This is a genomic window from Flavobacterium sp. W21_SRS_FM3, from assembly GCF_052113625.1.
GTDB lineage: Bacteria > Bacteroidota > Bacteroidia > Flavobacteriales > Flavobacteriaceae > Flavobacterium.
This window is the reverse complement of sequence record NZ_JBGQOD010000007.1, coordinates 16,623-40,430: the sequence shown is the minus strand read 5'-3', so window position 1 is coordinate 40,430 and position 23,808 is coordinate 16,623. Positions and strand designations below refer to the sequence as shown.

19 protein-coding genes are annotated in these 23,808 nt (G+C 33.8%); 18 read left to right on the top strand and 1 reads right to left on the bottom strand.

The window, feature by feature from the left end:
* The first annotated feature begins 48 nt into the window (after positions 1-48).
* The 16 genes from ACEN2K_RS11335 (at position 49) to ACEN2K_RS11260 (ending at position 19,643) form a co-directional block, all read left to right on the top strand.
* Positions 49-459 (top strand): hypothetical protein, encoded by a 411-nt coding sequence (locus tag ACEN2K_RS11335; RefSeq protein WP_441759438.1) that lies wholly within the window; start codon positions 49-51, stop codon positions 457-459.
* A 166-nt stretch (positions 460-625) separates the two neighbouring features.
* Positions 626-1,273 (top strand): hypothetical protein, encoded by a 648-nt coding sequence (locus tag ACEN2K_RS11330; protein WP_441759437.1) that lies wholly within the window; start codon positions 626-628, stop codon positions 1,271-1,273.
* Between the two features lie 176 nt (positions 1,274-1,449).
* Positions 1,450-1,974: a hypothetical protein gene (locus tag ACEN2K_RS11325; RefSeq protein WP_441759436.1), complete on the top strand. Its 525-nt coding sequence runs from the start codon at positions 1,450-1,452 to the stop codon at positions 1,972-1,974.
* 156 nt (positions 1,975-2,130) lie between these two features.
* A complete protein-coding gene (locus ACEN2K_RS11320) occupies positions 2,131-2,613 on the top strand; it encodes a hypothetical protein (protein ID WP_441759435.1) in 483 nt (160 codons plus the stop codon).
* 380 nt (positions 2,614-2,993) lie between these two features.
* Positions 2,994-3,473 (top strand): hypothetical protein, encoded by a 480-nt coding sequence (locus ACEN2K_RS11315; RefSeq protein WP_441759434.1) that lies wholly within the window; start codon positions 2,994-2,996, stop codon positions 3,471-3,473.
* A 260-nt stretch (positions 3,474-3,733) separates the two neighbouring features.
* The gene (locus ACEN2K_RS11310) at positions 3,734-4,222 is read left to right on the top strand and encodes a DUF4199 domain-containing protein (RefSeq protein ID WP_441759433.1); all 489 of its coding nucleotides are present in this window, start codon (positions 3,734-3,736) and stop codon (positions 4,220-4,222) included.
* Between the two features lie 176 nt (positions 4,223-4,398).
* A complete protein-coding gene (locus ACEN2K_RS11305; RefSeq protein WP_441759432.1) occupies positions 4,399-4,929 on the top strand; it encodes a GNAT family N-acetyltransferase in 531 nt (176 codons plus the stop codon).
* A 505-nt stretch (positions 4,930-5,434) separates the two neighbouring features.
* Positions 5,435-5,752, top strand: a complete 318-nt coding sequence (locus tag ACEN2K_RS11300) for a hypothetical protein (protein WP_441759431.1) — start codon at positions 5,435-5,437, stop codon at positions 5,750-5,752.
* 120 nt (positions 5,753-5,872) lie between these two features.
* Positions 5,873-6,910 carry a serine hydrolase domain-containing protein gene (locus ACEN2K_RS11295; RefSeq protein ID WP_441759430.1) on the top strand — a complete coding sequence of 346 codons (1,038 nt, stop codon included), beginning with the start codon at positions 5,873-5,875 and terminating at the stop codon, positions 6,908-6,910.
* Between the two features lie 145 nt (positions 6,911-7,055).
* Positions 7,056-7,679: a hypothetical protein gene (locus ACEN2K_RS11290; RefSeq protein WP_441759429.1), complete on the top strand. Its 624-nt coding sequence runs from the start codon at positions 7,056-7,058 to the stop codon at positions 7,677-7,679.
* A 1,090-nt stretch (positions 7,680-8,769) separates the two neighbouring features.
* On the top strand, positions 8,770-11,052 hold the full coding sequence (locus ACEN2K_RS11285; RefSeq protein ID WP_441759428.1) for a GH92 family glycosyl hydrolase: 2,283 nt from the start codon (positions 8,770-8,772) through the stop codon (positions 11,050-11,052).
* Between the two features lie 207 nt (positions 11,053-11,259).
* Positions 11,260-13,035: an AMP-dependent synthetase/ligase gene (locus ACEN2K_RS11280; protein WP_441759427.1), complete on the top strand. Its 1,776-nt coding sequence runs from the start codon at positions 11,260-11,262 to the stop codon at positions 13,033-13,035.
* Positions 13,036-13,474: 439 nt separating this feature from the next.
* The gene (locus tag ACEN2K_RS11275) at positions 13,475-13,954 is read left to right on the top strand and encodes a MarR family winged helix-turn-helix transcriptional regulator (protein WP_441759426.1); all 480 of its coding nucleotides are present in this window, start codon (positions 13,475-13,477) and stop codon (positions 13,952-13,954) included.
* 47 nt (positions 13,955-14,001) lie between these two features.
* Positions 14,002-16,392, top strand: coding sequence for a 3-hydroxyacyl-CoA dehydrogenase NAD-binding domain-containing protein (locus tag ACEN2K_RS11270; RefSeq protein ID WP_441759425.1), 2,391 nt, complete (start codon positions 14,002-14,004; stop codon positions 16,390-16,392).
* 110 nt (positions 16,393-16,502) lie between these two features.
* On the top strand, positions 16,503-17,684 hold the full coding sequence (locus ACEN2K_RS11265) for an acetyl-CoA C-acyltransferase (protein WP_441759424.1): 1,182 nt from the start codon (positions 16,503-16,505) through the stop codon (positions 17,682-17,684).
* A gap of 168 nt (positions 17,685-17,852) precedes the next feature.
* The gene (locus tag ACEN2K_RS11260; protein ID WP_441759423.1) at positions 17,853-19,643 is read left to right on the top strand and encodes an acyl-CoA dehydrogenase family protein; all 1,791 of its coding nucleotides are present in this window, start codon (positions 17,853-17,855) and stop codon (positions 19,641-19,643) included.
* Between the two features lie 293 nt (positions 19,644-19,936).
* On the opposite strand, the gene ACEN2K_RS11255 is transcribed toward ACEN2K_RS11260, so the two are convergent.
* Positions 19,937-21,958 carry a BCCT family transporter gene (locus ACEN2K_RS11255; RefSeq protein ID WP_441759422.1) on the bottom strand — a complete coding sequence of 674 codons (2,022 nt, stop codon included), beginning with the start codon at positions 21,956-21,958 and terminating at the stop codon, positions 19,937-19,939.
* Between the two features lie 679 nt (positions 21,959-22,637).
* On the opposite strand from ACEN2K_RS11255, the gene ACEN2K_RS11250 reads away from it, so the two are divergent.
* Positions 22,638-23,165 carry a superoxide dismutase family protein gene (locus ACEN2K_RS11250; protein WP_441759421.1) on the top strand — a complete coding sequence of 176 codons (528 nt, stop codon included), beginning with the start codon at positions 22,638-22,640 and terminating at the stop codon, positions 23,163-23,165.
* Between the two features lie 21 nt (positions 23,166-23,186).
* A complete protein-coding gene (locus tag ACEN2K_RS11245; protein WP_441759420.1) occupies positions 23,187-23,756 on the top strand; it encodes a YdeI/OmpD-associated family protein in 570 nt (189 codons plus the stop codon).
* Positions 23,757-23,808 lie beyond the last annotated feature (52 nt).

Here is a 23,808-nt window from a genome sequence, read left to right as displayed (position 1 = left end):
TTGGCGGTCAGTTTGAAGCAGACCTAAAAAAAGAAAAACTAATCTTAAATGGAAAAAATACAATTACATTCAAAACTAACATTTTTCAAAAAATATATTATTTCAAGTTGGTTATTATTAGCAGGCATAAATTTACTTTATACATCAATATCAAATAAGGATTGGATTGCAGTAATCATAATAGTATTAGTAGTTAGTGGAATTGTTCATACCGTTAGAAAATTTTTATTTCCATTAAGAAATGTTTTCTTAGATAAAGTAAACAGAAAAATATTAGTAGAGTACCGAAATGAAATAATTGTTATTCCGATTTCTACTGTAGAAAAAATTGAAGAACAAAGCAGACTTGGAAAAATATTGAACGTAAAACTAAACTTAACAACTAAATTTGGTAATGAGTTTGTATTTATTCCAAAAGACAAAAAAGTTATTCGTGAAATAACTGAATTGCAAAATTAAATCTATAAGAAAAACCGAACCGCCAACAGCTGTTTTGAGCTAGCTGGAATTTAGTGGAATTATCGTTTCACATCAAGTTTTCGTTAAGCCGAAAATTGAGTGGTTACGATTTTCCAGCCATCTCAAAGTGGCATAACGTTATGGGTAACCTTAAAGACCGACAAGAATGGAAAATTTCGACATAAAATTAGCACTTGAATGGTTAGGTGCAATTGTAATTTCAGTGGGTGGAACAAGTGCAATTGTAATTGGACTTGCAAAATGGTTTGGCGACAGACTTGCAAATAAACTTTTAGAAAAAGACAAAGCTAAATATCAAGAAGAACTTGAAGGATTAAAAACAAAATATCAAACTGAACTTGAAACTAAAAAGACAGAACTTGAAACGTCGAAATCTATATTTTTAAGATATTCGGAACATCAGTTTAACTTGTACAATGAACTTTGGAAAAGTTTATGCGACTTAAGACACATTGGAGAGGAACTTTGGGAACGGGCAGAAATTCAAAAAGTAAAAGATTTTTCAAAACAACTAAAAACGACAAAATTGGCAGTTGAAAAAAGTGCTTTACTTATAGAAGACAATCATTTCAAGGACTTAATAAAAATTCTTGACAACTTCGGAAAATTTGAATTTGGAAAAATGACACTAATATCTTTGCGAAATAAACAAGCTCACGAATTTGAAAATTACGGTGTAAATGAAAGAGAAATAAGACGTGTTATTGACCAAAACAGACAAACAAAGCTAGAGTATGTAAGTTTGGTTGACAATTTATCCGCTGAATTCAAAAGACAAATAAAAGGAGTATAAAAAAAGGCTACCCATAACAGCCACTACAACGGATTTGGGCATTTGGTTTAATGGAAAAATGGTTTTGTATTTGGAAGTTTTGGCATAACCGAAAGATTACGCATTTTTAATCCCAAACCCGCTGTAGTGCCAGAACGTTGTGCGTCAGTTTAGCCAAACTAAATCAATTAAAAAAGATGAAAATAATATACAGTTTGTTTAATCTTAAAAAGTATGTTGACAGAGATTTTAATTTGTTTTTAAACAATAATGAGTTTAAGAAATTTATTAATAATGTCGAAGACATAACAATCAAATATAGTTCACTAGAATTTTTCAAACTAAATAATCTTAAAGAAGAACAAATTGGTTATAGATTCAATCATTTGGGAAAATCATTATTGGGAACAAATAAAGGAGCTTGGAAAAAAAATTGGGTCGCTATTGGTTATGATAGTATAGGAGATCCAATATTTGTAGATTTTGAAAAGCCAAATTTACCAGTTTTCACATCCGAACATGACGAAGACGAATGGAATGAAAAATATATTGCTATTTCACTAGAAAATTTTAAAAAAATTCTAAATGATTTAAGAATATTAAAGCAAAAATCAGAAAATGGAATCTCAAAATTTGGAATAAATACTTTTTTGGAAAAAACGAAAAATGAAAATAAATATATGGATGTGGAATATTGGAAAATGTTCCTAGATAATGAATAAAACCGAACGCACAACAACTGTATTGAGCTAGCTGGAGTTTAGTGGAATTACCGTTTCGCATCGAGTTCTCATTAAGCGGAAAATTGAGCGGTTACGATTTTCCAGCCATCTCAAAGCAGCATAACGTTAGCGGTCAGTTGTAAAAAAAACGCAGAAATGAAACAAAAGTATCTAAATATCGTAGCTTTAGTAATTCTAACTCTTCTGAGTTGTGAAAAAAAGTACGTAATTAATTCAAATGCTTTTGAATATAAATGGTATTCATTAGATGGAAACTTAACAATCAATTCAAACAATACATTTGAATTCAATCGTTTTACTTGTATTTCGCAATCAATATCGAAAGGAAAATGGAAAATTACTAATGACACTATAGTTTTAAATAGTTTTGAACCTAAAGGATGTTATTATATCGAAAGTTTTATACTTGAACCTCCTCCACCTCTAAAAGATACGATTACGAATCATAATTTTAATCACAAAAAAACAATAAAAGAATGTACGCCAAATATTGGTTATGTAGTTTTTAGAAACGAAAAATTTTATATTAAAGATTCTACACTAATATCGAAATCATTTACTTATATTAATATTAAAGAACTTAATGGCGTTTACAATTTTAAGAAAATAAAATTTTAATAAACCTAAGACCTAAAAATCATAAATTGTGAAGTAGAAACTTTAAAAATTTGTGGAAGTAGAAACGTAAAACTGAATAGAAAATCGGAATTGATAAACATTATAAATAAACAACCGAACCGCCAACAGCCATTTTGAGCTAGCTGGAGTTTAGTGGAATTACCGTTCCGCATCAAGTTCTCGTTAAGCCGAAAATTGAGCGGTTACGAACCTCCAGCCATCTCAAAGTGGCATAACGTTGTAATATATTTTACCAAATTTTGCGCGTAAAAAATCACATAAATTTAATGCTGAATAATTACTCACTTCTCTCCTACTCAAAAAAATAATCTACTGTTATTTACAAGTTGACAGTAATTTTAAATGAACATCGTCTTAAAATGATAAAATCTCAATTTTCTTTTCGAACATTTTTTTTTGTTGCTTTGACCATTGCAACATTCGTTTTACCAATTTATCTTTTTGTAAATAGAGTTGAAGCGTTTGGAGAAAACTATAATTTAAAATTTTTATTTGTTTCGTCAATAATGCTATTTACTTTTTTTTGGCTTATTTTGGGAACGGTTCGAAGAGTACTATTGTTAAAAATAAATGACCAAGAAATTATAATCAAAAACATTTTGCTTTCTGAAAGAAAATTTTCTTTTACAGAATTTGATGGTTTTGAAACTACAATAGAAACTTCGAGAAGTGGTAGTTATGAAGTTTTATATTTGATGAAAAACAAGAAAAGTTTGATTCATATTTCTGAATTTCATTTAGCAAATTATAAAGAATTGAAAAGCAGTATTGAAAAAAAGTTGAACAATTTAGGACTAATTCCTTTCAGTTTCATTACGGATTGGAAAAGGTATAAATGAAAAACTACCGCCTTCCGCTATTTTGAGCTAGCTGGAATTTAGTGGAATTAATATTTCGCATCAAGTTTTCATTAAGCCGAAAATTGAGCGGTTACGAACTTCCAGCCATCTCAAAGCAGCAAAACGTTAGCAGTAACTATTGAAAAAAAAGGAAACGTTAAAAACATTAAACAAAATAAAAATCGTTGATATACGATAAATTAACCCCGAAATATTGAATTGGATAAAAACAGCTTACGAAAACGCTAAATAAAAAAACTATGAAAAACTTAAAAATTGAAATAAAATGGGCTCTCATTTTTTCTGTAATTGGCTTATTATGGATGCTTTTAGAAAAACTTGTTGGTTTACATAGCACTCACATTGACAAACATATGTATCTAACCAACCTTTTTGCGATTCCTGCAATTCTCGTTATGGTTTTAGCACTTAAAGACAAAAAGAAAGACTTTTATGCAGGACAAATGAATTATAAGCAAGGTTTGATTTCGGGTACCATTTTATCAGCGTTCATTGCATTATTGAGTCCATTAACACAATGGATAACTTCCGCTATCATTACACCTGAATATTTCCCGAACGTAATTGCTTATTCTGTAGAAACAGGATATTACAAATCAATTGAAGAAGCAGAAGCTTACTTTAATCTGAAAAATTACATTGTTCAAAGTACAATTGGAGCACTGTTGATGGGGATTATAACTACTGCAATTGCTATGATTTTTATTCGTAGTAAGAAAGAAACATAAAAAAAGAACGCCCAACAATTTGTATAAAAAATAGGCGAGATAGTAGTAAATTCAAGGCTTTTGGCTCGTATCAAAGTTTTTGCTTAAGCAAAAATTTTGTGCTTCGAAATAGCCTACTTTTCATATTCATAACGTCGTGGTGCATATAACCGAGACGTATAAAAACAACGAAATAAATGGAATTAACCATAAGAAAAGAAAAATCAGAAGATTATAAAACAGTCTTTAAACTTATAGAAAAGGCATTCGAAAACGAACAAATGAGTGACCACAAGGAACAGTTTTTAGTAGAGAGATTGAGAAAATCAAATGCTTTTATTCCCGAACTATCAATGATAGCAGAAATTGATGGAAAAATTGTTGGACATATTCTATTGACTAAACTTAAGATTAAAAACAAATCGAACCAATTTGACTCATTGGCTTTAGCACCTGTCTCTGTCTTACCTGAATCTCAAGGAAAAGGAATTGGCGGAACATTGATAGTAGAAGCTCATAAAAATGCTAAAGTATTAGGACATAAATCAATTGTTTTACTTGGACATGAAAATTACTATCCAAGATTTGGTTATGTGCAAGCTGATAAATATGGAATCGAATTACCGTTTGAAGTTCCGAAAGAGAATAGTATGGTAATTGAATTGATTGAAAATGGACTGAAAGGAGTAAATGGAATGGTTGAATATCCTAAAGAGTTTAATGAGTAAAAAATACGATACCTCAACAAAGCATATAGTTTATGGCGGGTGAACGGCTACAAGCAAGGTTTTCGCTCCGTAGCCAGCTTTGGTTTCGGTGGACAGGAAACTGCTGCAAAACCGCCACAAGCCATATGCAGACCATTATGTGCAAGCTGGTTGCAAAAACGATATAAATTTAAAAAAGTAGTGGAAAAACTAATTAGAAAATACTCAAAAATATTGATAGCTATTTATGTATTTGCATACTTATCATCCGAAATTATAGCCTACATATTTCCGAATTTATTATCTTTTGAAAAAGTAAATGGTCAACATCTAAACATCGGAGTAGGATACTTGAGAACTGGAATTAGATATTTATTGAATGTGTTATTAGTATTTATCATCGCCAAAGAAATGAAATATTTAAATTTGAAATCAAGTTTAATATTAATTATAACTTTTTTTTCAAATATAATTGGCGTCGCATTTTTCCTATTCATAGCTTTTGATCAAAAAAATTACCTAAAAAATGCAAAGTAGATTACTCAAAAAACTAAATAAATATATCGCAGTAATGATTTTAAATTCATTATTATTTGCCCCTTGGGCTCTTGTTTTTAATGTATTTAATCCAGAAGTTTTTCGGAATATTGGAGATATCCAACAATACGGAGATTATTTAGTTAGACTTTTAACGATCGTCTTTTTGATTGCAGATTTCCAAAAAGAGAAACTGAATTATGTAATAGTAGCTTGTATATCAAGTCTTTTTTACCCATTACTTGGAGTCATAATTTTTGGACTATTATTCTTGGAAAAACAAACTAAAGAAGCCAGCCACCAATAGCCATTTTGAGCTAGCTGGTATTTAATGAAATTATCGTTTCGCACCAAGTTTTGTTTAAGCTGAAAATTAAGCATTTGCATAATTCCAGCATCTATAAATTTTTTATCATCTTGAAATAAAATGACAAAAAAAATCAAACAGCTATTTAAAATCGTTTTCATTACTGCAAGTGTCTGTTCTTTATGGTTCGTGCCTTGGATCTTAGTAAAAGCCTGGATACTACCCTTGCCTGATACCGTTCAAGAACAGCTAAATGAAGCAGTTGATCATGGGTTTGATGGAATGATTGTTTATGTAGACGAAGCAGGAAAACCACCAGCCTTTTATTCTGGAGGTTGGAAAGACCGAAAAAACAAAATAGCAGCTGACCCTCACTCTTTATTTAAAATTGGAAGCATCCGCAAGTTATATGTCGCTGTGGCTGTAACCAAACTAGTCAAAGAAAAACGCTTGTCCTTATATCAAACACTCGCTGACTACTTTCCAGAACTTGTAGGCCGAATTGAAAACGCAGAAAGTATCACCTTGAAAATGATGGTACAACATCGAAGTGGCATTCCCAACTTTACAGATAATCCTGCGTTCTGGGAAGACGAACAAAAAAACAGTAGTAATCCACTGAAATTTGCTCTTGATTTACCTGCTACTTTTAAACCAGATAAAGGATATGAGTATTCCAACACCAATTATTTATTACTCACTACAATTATGGATAAGGTGCTAGGATATAGCCATGAACAATACATAAGGGACAAAATCTTAATACCTCTGGAGCTTCACAACACCTTTTTTTCGAATAAAGAGGTCAATTTAGAAAATGTTATGAGCGGCTACTATGTAGGTGTTCAAAAAGATTTTAAAAGCAATGAAAACGGTATGTTAGCTACAGCAGAGGATGTGGGCCAATTTATACGTGCCTTAAATGATGGTTCAGTATTTGACAAAGGAGAACAGCAAATCTATCCCTATGTTTACGACCATGGAGGTCTCGTTCCTGGCTATCAATGTCTTGCTGAATACCACAAAGACATCAATACGGTTGTTGTGCAGTTTATCAATACGACTGACTTTGAAGGATATGAATGGAATTTATCAGAAATTGTAATAAACCGCATTGTCAAAATAGTGAAAAGAAAAAATAAGGAAAACAATAAATAAATATTTAGGTGAATTAGAATTTTAGGTTTAAATTGTATGAAAATTGAAACTATACATTTCAGCTTTTGCAATCGTCTTATATTCATAAATACACTGTTGTTAAAGTCTTTAATAAAGTCGTATATTCGATAAAAACAATAATCCTATGAAAAACATTTTTTTAACGCTAATTATAATTTTGTTTAGTGCGACGGTATTCGCTGGCGAAATTGAAGCCACAGTAATATTTGAAAATTTGACTAATAAGGAACTTACTTTAGGAGAATTTACAATAATTAATTCAAACAGAAAGATCGAAGTTACTACAGCTAATAGTTTCAAAATTACTTTACCTGAAAAAGGTAAGTACCAATTCAGCTTTTTTTCAGACGATTTTGACACTTACACTTATTATCCAACACATATAACTGATAAAAAAAACACTATTACTATTCGGCTTGTAGAAAAAAAAATTGTAAATAGTGGTGACAAACTTCATTTGGTTCCGTTGTATTTGCAAACAAAACTGACTGATGAACAAATGGATAAACTAATTTCACAAGAAACATTAAATTTTATAATGCACGGACTTAATAATTCCATTCCAGAAGAATATGTACTATTTAAAGCAAAATACGGCATTGGTCTTATAAAAGAAAATTGCGCGATTGATCCATTTTCATTTAAAAAAGCTGCCATACACAACCAAATCATTTCTGATTATTTAAATAGAAAGTATGGAACTGCATGGTCTAGTGAATTAGAAGCTAAACCATACGGTATAAAATAAATTTACTTTCTAATAGCTATTCTAACAGAGACAGCCATCTAGCGAACTATTGTGATTCTCTTTGCTGAATGTACATAGCTATTAATTTCAATACGTTAAATCCACCTAAAAAAATAGCTTCAAAAAAGCTAAGATTTAAGTATACAATTCAAGCTATTACGATGCGAAATACCATAGATAGCAATTTTCAAATCACTTTAAAAAACCATTTATATTTGTAAGGTATTCTTCTTGTAAAATTATTAGTAACTAATTCTAGATTATTCTAAGCGTTTCTTTCAAGCTTTAATTTTCTTTATAATTTAATTAATGAAATAGCTGTGCTGCTGCTCGGGACTAATCATGACTACTTCTACATCATTATTCACAAAAATGATATGTCCTGCGGGTCAATATAAAAGATCATTTGCAAGTACAATTTCTTTTGTATCAGACTCATTGGTTATGGTAACTTCTCTGTTAATCAAATAATCCTACTGTGGGCATTGAAACCTATTTTCCCCAAAACCTTAAAATAACGGAGTGATATCCTTACCTTTAAAAAGACTAAAATATTCTCGATTAATTTCCCCTACACCTTTAACATCTCCAAAATCAGTTAACTAACGAATAACGGCTCGATGGATCAGCATTTTAATTTCAATATTTTCATTAGCAATGCTGCTAATCTTTAATACAAATAATTATTAATAACGTTAATAGAAACTGACTGTGGATTAAAAGTTTACTATCGCAATTTATACATTAATTACTGATTACCAGCACACTAAACACAATTATGTATTTTAAAACTTTAGCTTACTAATGTATCAAACACCGCTATTAGTGAACCAATAACAAACTGTAAATCATATTGTATTATCAGAAATATAATTACTTTAATAATTTATAATAAGTAAAATTGTTTCCAATCTCTATTTAAGAAAGGGATCCTTCTGCTGCATATCATATAGTTGAAAAATATTTGCATCGGTACTAAAATGACCAAATTTATACAGGTACATTTGTTCTAAAAGATTGTAATCCTTAGATTTGGGAATTAAAACATTTCTTACTAAAACTTTCCTATAGTTATTCCAAAAATAGTACCATGAAAAAAATTGTTCTTCTTTGCATTGCACTTCACTTTCAAGTAAACTATGCCCAACAAAATTTAATACCCTTTGTAAAACCAATCATTGGTACAGAAAAAATGGGCCACACCTACCCTGGTGCCACAGTCCCATTTGGTGCCGTACAGCTGAGTCCTGAAACGGATACTATTTCGTATGAACGAAACGGCAAATACAATGGAGAAGTATATAAATATTGTGCAGGATACAAATATGAAGACAAAACCATAGTTGGTTTCAGTCATACCCACTTAAGCGGAACGGGGCATTCAGATTTAGGGGACTTTTTGATTATGCCTACCCAAGGAAAATTACAACTTAATCCAGGAACCGCTTCTAATCCTAAAGGGGGCTATCGTTCCTCTTATTCTCATGCAAACGAAGTTGCAGAAGCCGGTTATTATAAAGTTAAATTAGATGATGATAATATCCTTGCTGAGATGACCACGACAACTCGAGTAGGAATGCATCAATACACGTTTCCAAAATCAGATGAAAGTCATATTATTCTTGATTTGATGGCCGGAATTTACAACTATGATGATAAAGATGTTTGGACTTATGTAAGAGTGGTTAATGATACTTTAATAACTGGCTATCGTCAAACTAATGGTTGGGCAAGAACCCGAACAGTTTATTTTGCGATGTCTTTTTCAAAACCGTTTACACAGTATGGACAAAAAAATTATGACAACAAACAAGCCTACAGAGGTTTTTGGGGGAAATTTGATCAAACTAAAAACTTCCCCGAAATAGCGGGAAAAAAAATCAGAATGTATTTTGACTTTAAAACGGAAGAAGCTGAAAAAGTCAAAATAAAATTTGCCTTATCCTCCGTTAGTCAAGAAAATGCCTTGCAGAACATGCAAACTGAAATTAAAGGTTGGGATTTCGAAAAAGTAAAGGCACAAGCACAGGCCATTTGGAATAAAGAATTAAACAAAATTGCGATTACCGCGCCAGAAGCGACTAAGATCAACTTCTATACTGCCATGTACCACACTTTTATTAACCCTACCGTTTATACTGACGTGAATGGACAGTACAAAGGATTAGATCAAGGAATACATCAAGCTAATGGTTTTACAAATTACAGTACGTTCTCTTTGTGGGACACGTACAGGGCGTTGCATCCTTTTTTTAACATTATACAGCCATCCCGAAATAATGATATGGTAAAATCCATGCTGGCACATTACGATCAAAGTGCTTTACATATGTTGCCAATTTGGTCACATTATGCTAATGACAACTGGTGTATGAGTGGTTACCACAGCGTATCTGTTATTGCGGATGCTATCATAAAAGGAGTTTACGATGGTGACGCTAATAAAGCGCTAGAAGCGTGTATCAATACTGCAAAACATCGCAATTATGAAGGAATAGGCTACTATATGGATTTGGGATATATTCCTGCTGAGAAAAGTGGCATTTCTGTTTCCAATACTTTAGAATATGCTTACGACGACTGGTGTATTGCACAGATTGCCAAAAAATTAAATAGAACTGATGTATATACTGAATTCATGGAGCGAGCTTCCCATTGGCAAAATAACTTCAATGAATCTACTGGTTTTATGCAACCCAAAGGAGCGAATGGTGATTTTAAAAAAGAATTTGATCCGCTAAGCACCCATGGTCAAGGATTTATTGAAGGTAACAGTTGGAATTACAGTTTTTTTGTTCCTCAAGACCCTGCTTCTTTAGTGGAGAAAATGGGGGGGAAAAAGGCGTTTGCTTCCCGACTTGACACTTTATTTAGCATGCACCTACCCGACTCTTTTTTTGCTGAAACAGAAGATATCACTCGTGAAGGAATCATTGGTGGTTATGTTCATGGGAACGAGCCAGCTCATCATGTCGCCTACTTTTACAATTGGGCAAACCAGCCTTGGAAAACGCAGGCACAGGTTCGTAAAATTCTAGATATGCAGTACAAACCTACTCCTGATGGTTTAGGTGGTAATGATGACTGCGGTCAAATGAGCGCCTGGTATATCTTTTCGTCACTTGGTTTTTATCCCGTAGCACCAGGTTCGAATGACTATGCCATTGGATCCCCGTTAATAAACAATGCTACCATTACCTTAGAAAACGGTAAGCAATTTAAAGTGGATGTAAAAAATCAAAGTAGTAAAAATGTGTATGTTCAAAAGGTACTTCTAAACAGCAAGCCCATAACTGACTTTGTTTTAAAGTATGCCGATATCACTAATGGAGCAACGCTGATTTTTTATATGGGCTCAAGGCCAAAAAAATAAAGCCAAAGAAAATTATTTAAATTCAAACAAAATAAGCATTACGAAAGTGATGCTTATTTTGTTTAAAAAAGAGTATTAAAGCCCAATAAAGAAATCGTTTTCGTCAAACAAAACGAATTTCCCTTCTTTTTTTTGATTTAATTTTTGAAAATTAAAAAATATCATTAAATTTTATTTAATTTGCGAATAAATTCAACATTCGAATACATGACTCCAATAACAAGACTCTTTGATTTTCCTTATTACCAACAAGAAAGATATACTACAATTCCAGACGCATTAGTTAGCAAAGTTGACGGAGTTTGGGTTAAAACTTCAACTCAAGAATATATTGCCAAAGCAAATGCTATATCAAGAGCACTCTTGAAAATGGATGTTAAAAAAGGGGGCAAAATTGCTTTGATCTCTTCTAACAATAGAACTGAATGGAACATCATGGATATTGGAGTGCTACAAACTGGAGCACAAACAATCCCTATATACCCCACTATCTCAGAACAAGATTATGAATATATTTTAAATCACTCTGAAGCAGAATACTGCTTTGTTTCTGACAAGGAAGTACTTGCCAAAGTAAATAGCATTAAAGATAAGGTACCTACTTTAAAGGAAGTGTACTGTTTTGATAAGATTTTAGGTTGTAAAAACTGGGAAGAATTATTACTTCTAGGGGAAGATGAAAGCAATCAAAATGAAGTTGAAGAGCGCAAAAATAGTGTTAAAGAGGATGATTTAGCAACCATCATTTATACATCAGGAACAACAGGAAGACCTAAAGGTGTGATGTTATCTCATAAGAATATTGTGTCAGATGTATTGAACAGTGCTCCCCGTATTCCATTCGAACCTGGAAATAGCCGTGCCTTAAGTTTCCTGCCGGTATGCCACATTTTTGAAAGAATGATACTGTACTTATACCAATATTATGGCGTATCTATCTATTTTGGGGAATCAATCGATAAAATTAGTGATAATTTAAAAGAGGTAAAACCTACGGTCATCACTGCTGTACCAAGATTATTAGAAAAAGTATACGATAAAATTTATGCTAAAGGAACGGAATTAACTGGAATTAAAAAGAAGTTATTCTTCTGGGCAATTGATTTAGGATTACGTTATGAACCTTATGGTGCTAATGGAACTTGGTATGAGTTCCAATTAAATATCGCTAGAAAATTAATTTTCAGTAAATGGAAAGAAGGTTTAGGTGGTAATTTAGAGCTAATGGTTTCTGGAAGTGCTGCTTTACAAACAAGATTAGCGCGAATTTTTGCAGCAGCAGAAATACCTGTGATGGAAGGTTACGGTTTAACCGAAACTTCGCCAGTAATCTCTGTAAACGATATGAGGAATAAGGGGTTTAGAGTGGGAACTGTTGGAAAAGTGATTGGCAGCGTACATGTAAAAATTGCCGAAGACGGTGAAATTCTTTGTAAAGGACCTAATGTTATGATGGGGTACTACAAAGATGAAAAGCTAACTAATGAAGTAATTGTAGATGGCTATTTTCACACAGGTGATATTGGTGAATTTGACCAAGATGGTTTCTTAAAAATCACCGACCGTAAAAAAGAGATGTTCAAAACTTCTGGAGGAAAGTACATCGCTCCACAAATTATAGAGAATACTATGAAGCAATCACGTTTCATTGAACAAATAATGGTCATCGGTGAAGGCCAGAAAATGCCTGCTGCCTTTATTCAACCTAATTTTGAATTTGTAAAAGAATGGGCTGCTATACACAAATTTGAAATAGGCGTGAGCAATGAAGAAATTGTTGAGAACGAAAAGGTGATCAATCGTATTCAAGAAGAAATCAATCAAATCAATAAAAAGTTTGGTCACTGGGAGCAAATCAAGCGTTTTGAACTTACTCCTGACGTATGGTCAATTGAAGGCGGTCACTTGACACCAACGCTTAAATTAAAACGTAAAATTATTTTAAAACAATACGATAATTTATTTCATAAAATTTACAACTAACCAAAACCAAATGAAAAACCTCGAATTACGATTCGGGGTTTTTTTATGTCTTTTTTGAAATGGATTCCAGAATTCTACTACATCTTATCCAATAAATAAGAAAACAAAATGAGATAAATAGTAGTTAAGCAATAGCAAGCTCATTACCCAAGGTTTTCTTATACCTAACGTTTGGCAGTAACCTATTTTTAAAATAGTCCCTAACCCTGAGAAATCACTTAAAAGGGACAAAAGATAGCCTGACCTATCCCGATAACTATCCCGATCACTATTGGGATTACGTAAGGGTGCGCTGTACAGATATTTAACAGTAAAAAAACCAATACTTATATTTTAGCGGAAGATTTTTTATATTTAAGCATTATTAACAAAAAAATATTTCAATTTATTATGCGTGCATAGTATTTTTTTAGTATATTTGAAATCGATTGCGGAAAATATGAAAGATAAAACTATAGATTACATTCTTCGAGCTACATGGCAGGCAGTTGCCAGAATGTATAATGAAGAAGCCTCTAAATATGATGCCAGTATGGCTACAGGATTTGCTTTACTTAGTATTGATAAAGAGGGCGGAACTCCATCAACGGCACTTGGCCCAAAAATGGGAATGGAAGCAACCAGCTTAACGCGTACTTTAAAATCTATGGAAGACAAAGGATTAATCATTAGAAAGAAAAATCCTGAGGATGGTCGCGGTGTTTTGATTTACTTAACCCCTTTCGGTAAAGAAAAACGTGACCTGTCTAAGAACACAGTTTTGAAATTCAATGAAGCCGTTAAAGAAAATATTTCTGAAGAAAAGTTGCAACACTTTATTGAAGTAGCAGAAACAATCAACGAATTAATACAAGACAAAAATATATTTAATCAAACAGAAAAAATAGATAATGATGTTGTCCTAAATGATAAAAAGTAATCACCAAGATGATATTCTATTCAAATAAAAACAAATAAAAACTACGTATGAAACGCACAATTAAAAAAGTTGCAGTAATCGGATCCGGAATTATGGGTTCGGGAATTGCTTGCCATTTTGCCAACATTGGTGTCGAAGTTTTACTACTTGATATCGTTCCAAGAGAACTAACAGAAGTAGAGACTAAAAAAGGATTGACATTAGAGAGTAAAATTGTTCGCAATCGTTTAGTGAATGAGCATTTAATGAATGCTTTGAAATCGAAACCCTCTCCTATTTACAGTCAAAAGTTTGCTAGTCGCATAACAACGGGAAACACTACGGATGACATGGCAAAAATTGCTGATGTGGACTGGATTATTGAGGTAGTTGTTGAAAGATTAGATATTAAAAAACTAGTTTTTGAACAAGTTGAAAAATACCGTAAGCCAGGTACGTTGATTACTTCTAACACTTCAGGTATTCCTATTCACTTTATGAGTGAAGGAAGAAGTGAAGATTTCCAGAAACATTTTTGTGGAACCCACTTCTTTAATCCTGCTCGTTATTTAAAATTATTTGAAATTATTCCTGGACCACAAACTTCTCCTGAGGTTTTGGATTTCCTAACAGTATATGGAGAGAAATTTTTAGGTAAAACTTCGGTTGTTGCCAAGGATACTCCAGCCTTTATTGGAAACCGTATTGGAATTTACGGAATCCAAAGTTTGTTCCACTTGGTAAAAGAAATGGGATTAACTATTGAAGAAGTAGATAAATTGACTGGACCAGTAATTGGTAGACCTAAGTCGGCTACTTTTAGAACAGTGGATGTTGTAGGATTGGATACTTTGGTACATGTTGCGAATGGAATCTATGAAAACTGCCCTACTGATGAGCAACACGAGTTGTTCAAACTTCCAGAGTTTGTAAACAAAATGATGGAAAACAAATGGCTTGGAAGTAAAACAGGTCAAGGTTTCTACAAAAAAGTTGGAAAAGAGATTCTTACTCTAGATTTAGATACTTTAGAATACCGTGCAGCTAAGAAAGCCTCTTTTGCTACACTTGAATTAACTAAATCAATTGATAAACCTATCAATCGTTTTAAAGTTCTTGTAAAAGGAAAAGACAAAGCAGGTGAATTTTACCGCAAAAGTTTTGCCGGAATGTTTGCTTATGTTTCGAATAGAATTCCAGAAATCTCAGAGGAATTATACAAGATTGACGATGCTATGAAAGCTGGTTTCGGTTGGGAAAATGGTCCATTCGAAATTTGGGATGCCATTGGTGTTGAAAAAGGAATCGAAATCATGAAAGCAGAAGGACTAGAACCAGCTGCTTGGGTAAATGAGATGTTGGCTTCTGGAAACAAAAGTTTTTACACTGTAAAAGACGGTGCAACAAATTTTTACAGCATTCCTTCGAAAGCGCAAACTAAAGTTCCAGGTCAAGATGATTTTATTATCCTGAACAACATTCGCGAAAGCAAAAAAATATGGAGTAACAGTGGTGGAGTAATCACTGATCTAGGTGATGGAATCATCAACTTAGAGTTCCTTTCTAAAATGAATACTATTGGTGGTGACGTTTTACAAGCTATCAATAAAGCTATCGACTTAGCCGAAAAAGAATACCAAGGTTTAGTTATTGGAAATCAGGCAGCAAATTTCTCTGTTGGAGCTAATATTGGAATGATTTTCATGATGGCCGTGGAGCAAGAATATGATGAGTTGAATATGGCTATCAAAATGTTCCAAGACACGATGATGCGAGTACGTTACTCTTCTATTCCTGTTGTAGTAGCACCACACGGAATGACTTTTGGTGGGGGATGCGAAATGAGCTTACATGCTGATAAAGTAGTAGCTGCCGCGGAGACTTACATGGGATTAGTTGAGTTTGGTGTAGGTGTAATTCCTGGTGGTGGTGGTTCTAAGGAACTAGCATTGCGTGCTTCTGACTTATTCCATAAAAATGATGTGGAGCTAAATGTATTGCAAGAGTATTTCTTGACTATTGCTATGGCAAAAGTATCTACATCTGGTTACGAAGCGTTTGACACGGGATTATTACAACATGGTAAAGACATCATCGTAGTAAACAAAGACCGTCAAATTGCTGAAGCTAAGAAACATGCTTTACTTATGGCTGAAGCAGGTTACACACAACCTATTCGCAGAACGGATGTAAAAGTATTAGGTAAGCAAGCTTTAGGAATGTTCTTAGTAGGAACAGACCAAATGGAAGCGGGTAAATACATCTCAGAGCATGATAAGAAAATTGCCAACAAACTAGCGTATGTTATGGCTGGTGGTGATTTATCTGAACCAACATTGGTAAGCGAACAATACTTATTGGATCTTGAACGTGAAGCTTTCTTGTCATTATGTACTGAAAGAAAAACATTAGAGAGAATCCAATTTATGCTAACCAAAGGGAAACCGCTTAGAAATTAAAAGCACCCTAGCCCCCAAAGGGGGAATCTAGAAGGTTTAACTATAATATTAACTAAAAATCCTATTCACCCCTAATAGGAATTCCCCCTTCGGGGGGCTAGGGGGCAAATATGAAAACAGCCTATATAGTAAAAGCATACAGAACTGCAGTTGGTAAAGCACCAAAGGGAGTTTTTAGATTTAAAAGACCTGATGAATTAGCAGCAGAAACCATCGAATATATGATGAATGAACTGCCTGATTTTGACAAGACTCGTATAGATGACGTAATGGTAGGAAATGCGATGCCTGAGGCAGAACAAGGTTTAAACGTGGGACGTCTGATCTCTTTGATGGGATTAAAAATTGAAGATGTACCAGGTGTAACTGTAAACCGTTATTGCGCTTCTGGATTAGAGACGATTGGGATGGCTACAGCCAAAATTCAATCAGGAATGGCACACTGTATTATTGCAGGTGGTGCTGAGAGCATGAGTTTTATTCCGATGGGTGGTTACAAACCAACACCGGATTATGCTGTCGCCAAAGCAGGAAACGAAGACTACTACTGGGGAATGGGTTTAACAGCCGAAGCAGTAGCACAGCAATACAATGTCTCTAGAGAAGATCAGGATGAGTTTGCTTATAACTCACACATGAAGGCATTGAAAGCGCAAGCAGAAGGTAAATTTGACAAACAAATTGTGCCAATTACTGTAGAGCAAACCTTCATCAATGAAAACGGTAAAAAAGAAACAAAGTCATACGTAGTTAATAAAGACGAAGGACCTAGAGCTGGAACTTCTAAAGAAGCTTTAGCTGGACTAAGACCCGTTTTTGAAGCTAATGGAAGCGTAACGGCAGGAAACTCGTCACAAATGAGTGATGGTGCTGCTTTTGTACTAGTTATGAGCGAAGAAATGGTAAAAGAGTTAAATGTAGAACCTATCGCGAGATTAGTAAACTTTGCTTCTGCTGGAGTGGAGCCAAGAATTATGGGTATCGGACCTGTAAAAGCAATTCCAAAGGTATTGAAACAAGCAGGTTTATCTATTAATGATATTGACTTAATTGAATTAAACGAAGCTTTTGCTTCACAGTCATTAGCTGTTATCAGAGAACTTAATTTGAATCCTGATATCATCAACGTTAATGGTGGTGCAATCGCCTTAGGTCACCCATTAGGCTGTACAGGTGCTAAATTATCAGTTCAATTATTTGACGAGATGAAACGCCGTGGGAATAAATATGGGATTGTCACTATGTGCGTAGGTACAGGTCAAGGTAGTGCAGGGGTTTACGAGTTAATGTAAAGCCCCCTTATCCCCCGAAGGGGGAATTACCAAAATTTACTAATAAAAATTAGATTTCCAAGTTCTTAAACAGATATATTCACATCTTTAACTTTATTTAAGTTAAAGAATTTAAAACCCTACTGACCCCTAGTAGGAATTCCTCTTTCGGGGGTAAGGGGGCTAATTATGGCAGACGTAACCAGAGGAGGTCAATTCCTCGTAAAAGAAACAAAGTGCGAAGATATCTTCACTCCTGAAGACTTCAATGAAGAACAATTAATGATGCGTGACTCTGTAAAAGAGTTCGTAGACAAAGAATTATGGCCTAATAAAGACCGTTTTGAAAAGAAAGATTATGCATTAACTGAAGAGACAATGCGCAAAGCTGGAGACTTAGGTTTTTTAAGCGTAGCTGTTCCTGAAGCTTATGGCGGAATGGGAATGGGATTTGTTAACACTGTCTTGGTTTGTGATTATATCTCTGGTGCTACGGGTTCCTTCTCTACAGCTTTTGGAGCTCATACAGGTATTGGGACGATGCCAATAACTCTTTATGGTACTGAGGAACAAAAACAAAAATACGTACCTAAATTAGCTTCAGGAGAGTGGTTTGGTGCTTACTGTTTGACTGAGCCAGGTGCAGGATCTGATGCTAATTCAGGAAAAACAAAAGCTGTTTTATCTGAAGACGGTAAATATTACTCAATCACAGGACAAAAAATGTGGATTTCGAATGCAGGTTTCTGTAGCGTATTCATCGTTTTTGCACGTATTGGAGATGATAAGAACATCACTGGTTTTATCGTGGAGAATACTGCTGATAACGGAATCTCAATGAACGAAGAAGAGCACAAATTAGGAATTAGAGCTTCTTCTACTCGTCAGGTTTTCTTTAACGAAACTAAAGTTCCAGTTGAGAATATGTTATCGGAAAGAGGAAACGGATTTAAAATTGCGATGAACGCTTTAAATGTGGGTCGTATTAAACTAGCTGCAGCTTGTCTTGATGCACAACGTAGAGTAATTACTAATGCTACCGCTTATGCAAACGAAAGAATGCAGTTTAATACGCCTATTGCACAATTTGGGGCGATTCGTTCTAAATTAGCAGATATGGCAACTAGCTGTTATGCTGGTGAAAGTGCTACTTATAGAGCTGCTAAAAATATTGAAGACAGAATTACTGCTCGCGAAGCTGATGGTGAAACACATCAAGATGCTGAGTTGAAAGGTGTAGAAGAATATGCAATTGAGTGTTCGATTTTAAAAGTTGCTGTTTCTGAAGATATTCAGAATTGTGCTGATGAAGGAATTCAAATCTTTGGTGGAATGGGATTCTCAGAAGACACACCTATGGAAAGTGCTTGGAGAGATGCTCGTATCGCTCGTATTTACGAAGGTACTAACGAAATCAACAGAATGCTATCTGTAGGAATGTTGATAAAAAAAGCAATGAAAGGTCACGTGGACTTATTAGGTCCTGCTACTAAAGTGGGTGAGGAACTATTAGGAATTCCATCTTTTGATACTCCAGATTACTCAGAGTTATTTGCTGAAGAAAAAGAAATGATCGTGAAATTGAAAAAAGCGTTCTTAATGGTCGCTGGTAGTGCAGTTCAAAAATTCGGAACTGAATTAGATTCTCACCAACAAATCTTAATGGCGGCTTCTGATATTTTGATCGAAATCTACATGGCTGAAAGTACTATTCTTAGAACGGAAAAATTAGCTAAAAAAGAAGGTGAAGACAAAGTACAAGAGCAAATTGCGATGGCTAAATTATACTTGTATCAAGCAGTAGACATTGTAACACAAAAAGGAAAAGAAAGTGTAGTATCTTTTGTTGAAGGAGACGAACAACGCATGATGTTAATGGGATTAAGACGCTTTACTAAATATGCAAATATGCCAAATATTGTAGCTTTAAGAGAAACGATTACTTCTAAATTAGTTGCAGAAAACGAATATTGCTTTTAAGCAAAAAGATAGTTTTTAGTTGAATTTTATTTGTTCAAAAGACCGCAGTCATTAATTTGACCGCGGTTTTTTATTGGTATTCTTACTTAGATCTGATTGTTATCAGCATCGAACCGTACCTCGCTATTAAATTACTAGTAAAAGGCATTTTGGATAACAACCGCTTGGCTTGAAATTATGCTTTTTACTCCTACTACATCTGTTTATTACAAAGGAATATGACACTTAAGCAGACTAAAAAAACCGCAGTCATCAAATTGATTGCAGTTTTTTCATTTTTCAAAATTCTAAAATTAATTCGGTTTCATCAGTAAATCGTGCATCCCGTCTGAACCTAAGGTTAAAAAACGCTCGTATTCCCTTAATACGTCCGAAATAATTTCGTCTTTACTTAGATACTGAATATCATAACCCATACGATGATCTCCAAAGTAGGTAATTGGTAAAAACACGGTCTCTGAATCGATATTGGGAGAATTCTGTTCGTTAATCAAAGTTTCAGAAATAGTTTGCGGTTGTGCCATAACACCATATATAAAATCACGTAGTTCATCATGTTTGATCACGAGTTCTATAGAATTATTGGGGGCAGTATTATACACAATACTCGCTTCAATTTTATTCTTGTCCAATTCTTTTACTAATTCTTCAAAGGATAACCGTACCGTCTCATTTAGAAACTTTTTTACATCTTTCTTTTGTGAATAGGTCAGGATTTTTTCTAATCGAACTTTCCAGTGGTAATCATTCCAGTTTAAGCTTCCATGAGAATATTTAGTTCTGCTATATTCATCGTCAGCCAATAACGCCTTCCATAAATTAACACATAGTAATAGCATAATAACTCCAAACGGTAAGGCGGTTACCAATGTCATGGTTTGTAATGAGGCTAAACCACCAGAACTTAATAAACTCAATGAAACCACTGTCAACAGTACGCCCCAAAATGCATTTTGCCACTTAGGTGAATTAGCAGCGCCTTTTGATGAGATTCCGTTCATAATAAAAATTCCGGAATCAGCAGATGTGATAAAGAACACACAGATAATTGCAATGGACAAAATATTAAGTAAACTGGTCAATGGAAAATAACTAAAAAAGTTAAATAAAAGCGTGTCAGGATTATTGGCAAACTCACTAAGTGCACCATGTGCTACAAATTTATCAATCCATATAGCACTACTTCCAAAGATCGTCATCCATACAAAGTTAAAAAGGGCTGGTATGAATAAAACTGCTAAAATGAATTCGCGTATAGAACGTCCTTTAGAGATTTTGGCGATAAAAAGACCTACATAAGGTGCCCATGAAATCCACCATGCCCAGTACAAAATTGTCCAGTTAGAGAACCATTCTTGACTGTCTTTCTCAAAAGCATAAGTATTAAAAGTTAATGACATAAAATTACTAACATAGTGACCTATTCCTTCTGTTAGTGTGCTTAAAATATATATTGTAGGCCCAGCGATTAATACAAATAACATTAATAAAGTAGCCATGATGATATTTATCTCACTTAATCTCTTCACTCCTTTTCCTAAACCGCTTGTAGCAGAAACGATGGCAATCAACATCACCGCCACAACTATTCCTACTTGGTATTCAAAACTAGTACTCGGAATAATACCTAGATTCTCAAGACCCGCACTTAATTGCAAAACTCCAAAACCTAAAGTAGTCGCAATACCGAAAAAAGTACTGCATAAAGCAAAAACATCAACAATATTTCCAAATCTACCATGTATTTTATCTTTCAGCATCGGATAGAAACCACTTCTAATGGCTAACGGCAAATTATGACGATACGCAAAATATGCCATAGAAAGCCCCACGACACCATAAATAGACCAGGCATGAAAGCCCCAGTGGAAAAATGTATACAGTTGGGCTTCTTTTGCACGAAGGCTTACATCAAGATTACTAATTGCAGGATTGGCAAAATGAGCCATGGTTTCAGCAACACCAAAGTACATCAAACCAATTCCCATTCCTGCTGCAAAAAGCATAGCAACCCAAGAGAAAAAAGAGTATTCGGGTTTGGTATCATCAGCCCCTAACTTAATCTTACCAAATTTACTGATAGCAATTCCTATCAAAAAAAGTACAAAAACAGTAACAATTAAAACATAAAGCCAACCTAAGTTCTTAAATATAACTGCCTTTACTTGATTAAAAAACTCTTCGGCTTCTGTAGAGAACAATCCACAAAATAAGGAAATGGCAATAATTATTGTCAAACTGGGCAGTGCCACAGACTTGGTAAAATCTGTTTTAAAATTATATTTCTGGTGTAGAAAAGATAATAGTTTATTCATAATACATAAAAAAGTTAACTATAACCACTATGAGATTATAGTATTAAATAATAGCTCTACCTATTCTGCTTTAGAATAAAAAGATAAAACTCAAAATATTGAAAAATCACTAAACCTAATTTAGTGTACCGTGAGCGTAAAATAGTTAATTGCTAACCCGCCACTAATTGTTCTTAATACAGAAACAAATTCACAGTATTATAAGAATGGCTCGATGGCCACAATACGTTTAAAAAAAAGTTACTCGATTAAATGAGTTAATTACTTTAATCCATGCCAGACTAATTTTAAAAAAAACAGCCTCAATAAGCATATGTAGGACTGCAAAATTAGTAAAAAATGAGTGGAAAATGCCAATAAATACAGATTTCCCGCCAATACAGAGAATACCGTCATGACTTCTCTGGAATTTTACATACTCTCTCTTTTTACTATTAAATTAAAACAGAATACAAAACCCTCACTTACCATAAAATTAGGATTTATGAACTTTGATCATTAAAAATGGTCAGTCAACGCAATTGATTTTGGGTAATAACCAAAAAAATTACTCTCATAAATTTATTATAACAGTATGACGATTTGTAAGAATTACCTAATCATTATTTAACTTCAATTTAATTTTTTCATGCTGATTTTATGTGTAATTTTATATGGAATTAAAAAAACAGATACTATCATGAAAAAAATATTATTTTCAGCCGCAGTTTTAATTGCTGTAGCCATTGGATGCAAAACAAACAGTAAATCAAGTGACACTAAAAAATTAGAGATTGCTTTCGAACCCAAAAGCAATAGCAACGTTGCTGGTACAGCTACCTTTATTGAAAAAAATGGAAAAGTAACATTTGTAGCTAAACTATCTGGACTAAAACCTGGAGTTCACGCCATTCATATTCACGAAAAATCTGACTGTTCAGCCGCAGACGGTAGTTCAGCTGGAGGTCATTGGAACCCAACTTTTAAAAAACATGGTAAATGGGGTGTGGGAGAATATCACAAAGGAGACATAGGGAATTTCACTGCAGATGCAAATGGGAACGGAACGATTTCTCTAACAACTGATGAATGGAACATAGGTTCAGGTGACCCAACCAAAGATATTTTAGGTAAAGGACTAATTGTACACCAAGGTACCGATGATTTTGTCTCACAACCATCAGGAGATGCAGGTGCTAGAGTAGCTTGTTCTGCAATTATCAAATAAATTTATTTAAGCAGGGTCGTTTTGGAGGAAAGAGAACATTTTTATTTTAAAAATGCAATCGAATGGCGCAACTGGCTTCATGATAATCATGCGGATTCAAAGGGCATATATCTAATTTTTTATAAAGTAGACAGTCCAATGGAAAGCATGCGCTGGGAGGAAGCCGTTCAAGTTGCACTTTGTTATGGCTGGATCGATTCTACAGTAAAGAAGATAGATGCTGAAAGAAGAAAACAAGTTTTTTCTCCAAGGAAACATAAAAGCGTATGGAGTAAACTAAATAAGTCTTATATCCAAAAATTAACTGAAAGCAATCTCATTCACGCCAGCGGACTTCAAAAAATTGCAGCTGCTAAAAGTGATGGCTCATGGACTGCTTTAGACAATGTCGAAAATTTAATTATCCCATTAGACCTAGCAATTGCTTTTAAGGCAAACGCTATCGCTTACCAGAACTATTCCAACTTTAGCCCATCATATAGAAAAAGTTATTTGTACTGGCTTAACCAAGCAAAAAAAGAAGACACGAGAAACAATAGAATTTTAGAAATAATACGTTGTTGTACTAAAAACATGAAATCCAGGAATTAATAATAATTTGTTTATAAATTGAAGTAAGCGCTTCTATAAATTCATAAATAAA